Origin of the sequence: Clostridium celatum DSM 1785 (genome assembly GCF_000320405.1) — a bacterium.
GTDB classification, from domain to species: Bacteria; Bacillota; Clostridia; order Clostridiales; family Clostridiaceae; genus Clostridium; species Clostridium celatum.
The window spans coordinates 1-2,565 of sequence record NZ_KB291686.1 but is presented as its reverse complement, the minus strand read 5'-3'; the positions used below and the strand labels follow the sequence as shown (position 1 = coordinate 2,565).

Here is a 2,565-nt window from a genome sequence, read left to right as displayed (position 1 = left end):
AAGAGTAATTATATATTTATTAATATATAATTACTCTTAACCTTTCACTAAATATATAATTTACTCTATAATCTTTCCTATTACTCTTAATTTTTTTAATATATCCTTTTCAGATTTATGACAAGAATTAAAATACTCACTTAAATCCTTTCCTGCAACTAATCCATAATGCTTTCCACCATTCCACTGTTTCATATCAGTTACATCATATACTATCCCATCAACGACTACATATGCTGGATTATTTCCACTTCCATCAAATTGAGCTATTTCTTCTATTCTATAATATTTAATATCAGCTCTTTCTTCATTAGGATCTACTAATGTTCCAACAGCTTTAGCTTTATCTATTATGGATAATCTATTTGCATGACAATTTAAGTATTCTGAGCTTAAATCTTTTCCTGCACTTAGTCCAAAATGAATACCATTATCCCAACCATTAACTCCCTCCATATCATATACAATTCCATCGATAGCCACATATGCAGGATTTCCATTTCTACCATTATATTTTGATAATTCCTCTATGGTAAACATTTGCCCTCTTGAATGTTTTTTCATAGATTTTTTTACTTTCTTTTTCTCTTCTTCTAAATAATCAGATATCTCATCAAATACCTTATTCATAACTTTAATAATTGTTTCACAGTATTCCTTTGGATATGTTTGTAGCAAGACCTTTAATTGATTAATTTCACAATACTTTTCTTCTAAAAAATTCTTTTTAGACATTTTTTCCTCCAAAAACATTCTTTAAATATATATTATGAAATTAAGTTGCAAATGTTAGTAAAGTATCTTAAAATGATATTATTAAAATTAAATTTAAGTTTATTACTATGATGAGAAGAGTAGCTTTTAAATGTAGTCTTAGCGAATAAGGGATGGTGTGAGCCTTATACGAAGTTAATTGTGAAGAACATCTCGGAGTTTCTAACCGAACAAGCGTAAGCTTCTGTAGGCTTAGACGGCTAAATGTCGTTATTAATTTGCTAAGTGGCCTATTTTTAGGCAATTTGGGTGGTACCACGTAAGTTATTCCTTTCGTCCCATATTTCGGGATTGAAAGGTTTTTTTATTGCTTTTAATTAATTTGTAAATACAAAAATATATAATATACAGGAGGTTAACATGAAAGACACAAGTCTAGTAAAATCACTTTATAGAAATACTGAAGAATTTTTAAACACAGAAGTAACAATTTCTGGTTGGATAAGAACTTTAAGAGCATCTAACGCTTTTGGGTTTATTGAAGTAAATGATGGTAGCTTCTTCAAAAATATTCAAGTTGTTTTTGATAATAACTTAGAAAACTTTAAGGAAGTTTCAAAACTACCTATTAGCTCATCAATAAAGGTTATTGGTACTTTAGTTCCAACACCTGAAGCTAAACAACCTTTTGAAATTCAAGCAAAAGAAGTTGTTATTGAGGGGATGTCAGACTCTGATTATCCATTACAAAAGAAAAGACATACTTTTGAATACTTAAGAACAATTGCTCACTTAAGACCAAGAAGTAATGCTTTCTCAGCAGTATTTAGAGTTCGTTCTGTAGCAGCTTATGCAATCATAAGTTCTTCCAAGATCAAGGATTCGTATACACTCACACTCCAATCTTAACAGGAAGCGATTGTGAAGGTGCTGGAGAAATGTTTAAAGTTACAACTTTAGACTTTGATAACATACCAAGAACTGAAGATGGAAAAGTTAATTACAAAGAAGATTTCTTCGGTAAAGAAACTAACCTTACAGTTTCAGGACAATTAAATGCAGAAACTTATGCATTAGCATTTAGAAATGTTTATACTTTTGGACCAACATTCAGAGCTGAAAATTCAAATACAGCAAGACACGCTGCTGAATTCTGGATGGTTGAGCCTGAAATAGCTTTTGCTGATTTACAAGATGATATGGAATTAGCTGAAAACATGTTAAAATACGTAATTAAATACGTTATGGATGAATGTCCAGAAGAAATGCAATTCTTTAATCAATTCGTTGAAAAAGGATTATTAGATAAATTAAATCATATAGTATCTTCTGATTTTGGAAAAGTTACTTACACTGAAGCAGTTGAAATATTAAAGAACTGTGGTAAGACATTTGAATATCCAGTTGAATGGGGAATTGACCTTCAAACTGAACATGAAAGATACTTAACAGAAGAAGTATTTAAGAGACCAGTATTCGTTACTGACTATCCAAAGGATATTAAAGCATTCTACATGAGACTTAACGATGATGGAAAAACTGTTGCAGCAACTGACTGTTTAGTTCCTGGAATAGGTGAAATCATTGGTGGTAGCCAAAGAGAAGAAAGACTTGATGTTTTAAAGGCTAGAATGGCTGAATTAGGTCTTAAGGAAGAAGATTACTGGTGGTACTTAGAACTTAGAAAATATGGAGAAACTAAGCACGCTGGATTCGGTCTTGGATTTGAAAGATTAATAATGTACATTACTGGTATGTCAAATATCAGAGACGTTATACCGTTCCCAAGAACTACAGGTCAATCAGACTTCTAATATCAAAAGAGCTGTTGCAATTTAATGCAATAGCTCT

Annotated in this window: 1 protein-coding gene, 1 pseudogene and 1 other annotated feature; of the genes and pseudogenes, one reads left to right on the top strand and one right to left on the bottom strand. The window is 30.9% G+C overall.

Annotation, left to right across the window (positions count from 1 at the left end):
- Positions 1 to 60 precede the first annotated feature (60 nt).
- Positions 61 to 735 (bottom strand): cytochrome b5 domain-containing protein, encoded by a 675-nt coding sequence (locus tag HMPREF0216_RS17205; RefSeq protein WP_051040725.1) that lies wholly within the window; start codon positions 733 to 735, stop codon positions 61 to 63.
- Positions 736 to 833: 98 nt separating this feature from the next.
- Positions 834 to 1,058: a binding site (T-box leader), on the top strand.
- A gap of 76 nt (positions 1,059 to 1,134) precedes the next feature.
- On the opposite strand from HMPREF0216_RS17205, the pseudogene asnS reads away from it, so the two are divergent.
- A pseudogene (gene asnS / locus HMPREF0216_RS13295) lies at positions 1,135 to 2,528 on the top strand (asparagine--tRNA ligase).
- Positions 2,529 to 2,565 lie beyond the last annotated feature (37 nt).